This window comes from Kordia sp. (assembly GCF_045105435.1).
GTDB lineage: Bacteria > Bacteroidota > Bacteroidia > Flavobacteriales > Flavobacteriaceae > Kordia.
Window position 1 is genome coordinate 1 of the sequence record NZ_JBGCDL010000393.1, and the last position, 3,327, is coordinate 3,327.

Here is a 3,327-nt window from a genome sequence, read left to right on the forward strand (position 1 = left end):
TTGATTCTTTCAGCAATTGCATTTTCATAGGGGTCATATTGTTCAGTCATACTCATTGTAATTCCATTTTTTTCAGCGAATTGTGCATATTTAGGGTTGCAGTACTGAAACCCTCTATCCGAATGATGAATGAGCTTTTTAGTAGGGTATTTTCTGTTTTTAATAGCCATTTGAAGTGCTTTTGTGCAGAGAGAAGTTTTCATATGATTGTCGAGATTATAGCCCATAATTTGCTTAGAATAGGCATCTGTCACAATTGCTAAATAGTTATGTTCATTATTTGTTTTAATATAGGTTATATCGCTTACCCAGAGTTGTTCTGGTCTAGTTGGCACTTGGTCTTTAATTAGGTTTTTATATTTTCTAAATTGATGCTTAGAATTGGTTGTTGTGATGTAATTTTTAAGTTTAGGTACTAGTAAATTATGAAGCCTTAAAAGGTCATAGAACTTGTCTCTTCCTATTTTAATTCCTTGGTTCATAAAGTCTTGTTTAAGTTCAGCATATAGTTTGATACCACCGGTTCTTTGTCCTACTTTTTTGCGATAATTTTAATCATTTTAATTATTTTGGCATCGTTTATTTGTTTGACTTGTTGTGCTTTAAGTCTTTTGTAGTAGGCTTGTTTACTAATCCCAAAACATTGATAGATCCACTTTGTTTTAAAATGTTTTTCTTTTTTAGTTCTATCTCTTTTGCTAATGTTTTGGGCAATGACTTTTTTGACAAATCAACTCCAGTAATGATTTCCATATCTGCGATAATATCTTGTTGAAAGTCTTTTACGAACTCCAATTCTTCAATACGTTCCTTTAATTTTTTAATTTCATCGTTTTTACTCATACCCTTGTTTTGTTGAACTAAAGTACTGTGTTTTTTAATCCAATAGGCAATGGTGGTTCTTGGAACATCATATTTTTTGGAAGCGAAGTTAGTTGAGATTTGACCATTCTGAATTTGGTCAACGACGAATAATTTGGTTTCTAAGGTTGCTTTTTGGTACTTTTTTTTCTGCCAGTGTTGTTTTTGGTTTTTCATAAGTGACTATCATTAATTGATGAATTTTTAGTCAACCTATTTCAGGAAAGTACATTAACAATATGTTCATCATTCAGATAGAGGCACACAGTATTGCAGTAACCTTTGCACTCAAATGTTAAAGAGAAACAATATCGGTATTAGTATGACAGAAGAAAATCATTGTTACGAAAACGCAATGGCAGAGCGTGTAAATGGAATCTTAAAAGATGAGTTCTATCTCGATCAAACATTTGATAGCCTGCAACACTCAAAGAAAGCAACAAAAAATGCAATTAATCTATACAACGAAATAAGATTATACTTATCTTTAGATTATAAAACACCTAATATGGTATATCAATTATCAGCTTAATTTAATTTTAACCTGTAGCCATATTTCAGGACTAGACATTGAATAATGAGGTTCGATTGTCGAATTAACCGTATCTACCTCCTATATACATCGTATATGTTCACTATTTGTAACAATAGATAGTTTTTAATCTACTTATTTTATTTAAATTTGTCATTTTAAGATAAAAATACAACAATGTTAAACCTTATTCCGACAGAAAAAATTATTGAACGACTTCGCTATGAAAATCCATGGTGGATCACGAAAGAGATACCGAACACATATAGCTCAATGTCCAAGAGATTATATTTTGATCTTTTTTATCCATTCGTCCTTGAAAGTAGCATTAATCGAGCTTTAGTACTAATGGGGCCAAGAAGGGTTGGTAAAACTGTAATGTTATTTCATTGCATCCAAAACTTACTGAAAGAAGGAAAAAATTCTCATAAACTATTCTTTATCGGAATTGACAATCCGATTTATGTCAATTTAAGTCTAGAAGACGTTTTAACTCTATGTAAAGAATCTTTAAACCTTCAAAACCTTAATGGTTGTTATGTCTTTTTTGATGAAATACAATACTTAAAAGATTGGGAAAGGCATTTAAAAGTACTGGTTGACTCATATCCTGAAACCAAATTCATTGTTTCTGGCTCAGCAGCCGCAGCGTTGAAATGGCACAGTACGGAAAGCGGAGCGGGTAGATTTACTGATTTCTTGTTACCTCCATTAACTTTTCAAGAATATATCCATTTAAAAAAATTAGACCATTTAATTTTTAAAGGTGATATTCAATATGGAGGCAAGAATATAGATTATTGCTTAACTCATGACTCAAAAGCGCTAAATAAAGAATTTATCCATTATTTAAATTTTGGAGGATATCCAGAGGTTGTATTATCTGAAAAAATACAGGGAGATATGGGTCGATATGTGAAAAATGATATTGTAGACAAAGTTTTACTTCGAGACTTGCCAAGCTTGTACGGAATCAAAGATATCCAAGAATTAAACAGATTCTTTACATATATAGCGTATAATACTGGAAATGAATTTTCATATGAAAAAATGTCTAAAGAAAGTGGAATTCAAAAGGATACTTTAAAAAAATATCTAGAATACTTAGAATCGGCTTTCCTAATTAAGGTGTTAAATAAGGTTGGAATCAATGCAAAAAGATTAAAAAGAATAACGAGCTTCAAAGTATATCTTACAAATCCATCACTTCGGACTGCATTATTTTCTCCAATAAGTGAAACAGATCAGGAAATGGGAAACATGGTTGAAACAGCAATTCTTTCACAATGGATGCATAGAGAGCAATTGGACTTAACATATGCTAGGTGGAAAGACGGTAGAAAGGAAGGGGAAGTAGATCTTGTTTTAGTGGATGACAAAAATTATAAACCTATTTGGGGAGTGGAAATTAAATGGAGTAACAGATATTTTGATAAACCTCAAGAATTGAAGAGTTTAATTAAATTTTGTGAAGAAAATAAATTTAAAGCTGCCGTTGTTACTTCAATTGATAAAATAGGAATGCAAGAAACAAAAGATTTGAAATTCACATTTCTCCCTGCTTCTATATATGCTTACAATATTGGAGAAATCACGCTAAAAATGAAAACTAATAAGTAAAAAAACGAAAGCACAACAATGTGTATAGTACATAGCACCCTACGGGATACTACGACACCATACACGGGACGTTAGGCACAATCCCTCACATATACTTTCCTGAAATAGGTTGACTAAAAATTCATCAATTAATGATAGTCACTTATGAAAAACCAAAAACAACACTGGCAGAAAAAAAGCACCAAAAGGCAACCTTAGAAACCAAATTATTCGTCGTTGACCAAATTCAGAATGGTCAAATCTCAACTAACTTCGCTTCCAAAAAATATGATGTTCCAAGAACCACCATTGCCTATTGGATTAAAAAACACAGT

The 3,327-nt window shown here is 31.6% G+C and carries 5 protein-coding genes; 3 read left to right on the forward strand and 2 right to left on the reverse strand.

What is annotated here, in order from left to right; translation table 11 throughout:
* Together AB8B65_RS19865 and AB8B65_RS19870 are read right to left on the reverse strand one after the other, a co-directional pair.
* A partial coding sequence (locus AB8B65_RS19865; protein WP_405303028.1) for an IS3 family transposase occupies positions 1-482 on the reverse strand: 482 nt, incomplete at its 3' end.
* A gap of 97 nt (positions 483-579) precedes the next feature.
* A complete protein-coding gene (locus tag AB8B65_RS19870) occupies positions 580-1,038 on the reverse strand; it encodes a helix-turn-helix domain-containing protein (RefSeq protein ID WP_405303029.1) in 459 nt (152 codons plus the stop codon).
* Between the two features lie 115 nt (positions 1,039-1,153).
* On the opposite strand from AB8B65_RS19870, the gene AB8B65_RS19875 reads away from it, so the two are divergent.
* The 3 genes from AB8B65_RS19875 to AB8B65_RS19885 form a co-directional block, all read left to right on the forward strand.
* The gene (locus AB8B65_RS19875) at positions 1,154-1,393 is read left to right on the forward strand and encodes an integrase core domain-containing protein (RefSeq protein WP_405303030.1); all 240 of its coding nucleotides are present in this window, start codon (positions 1,154-1,156) and stop codon (positions 1,391-1,393) included.
* Between the two features lie 177 nt (positions 1,394-1,570).
* Positions 1,571-3,013 (forward strand): ATP-binding protein, encoded by a 1,443-nt coding sequence (locus AB8B65_RS19880; RefSeq protein WP_405303031.1) that lies wholly within the window; start codon positions 1,571-1,573, stop codon positions 3,011-3,013.
* A 131-nt stretch (positions 3,014-3,144) separates the two neighbouring features.
* On the forward strand, positions 3,145-3,327 hold a 183-nt coding region (locus tag AB8B65_RS19885), incomplete at its 3' end, for a helix-turn-helix domain-containing protein (protein ID WP_405303032.1).

Coding starts and splice junctions, on each gene's coding strand:
- AB8B65_RS19870 (WP_405303029.1), bottom strand. CDS start 1,038: ATGAAAAACCAAAAACAACACTGGCAGAAAAAAAAGTACCAAAAAGCA.
- AB8B65_RS19875 (WP_405303030.1), top strand. CDS start 1,154: ATGTTAAAGAGAAACAATATCGGTATTAGTATGACAGAAGAAAATCAT.
- AB8B65_RS19880 (WP_405303031.1), top strand. CDS start 1,571: ATGTTAAACCTTATTCCGACAGAAAAAATTATTGAACGACTTCGCTAT.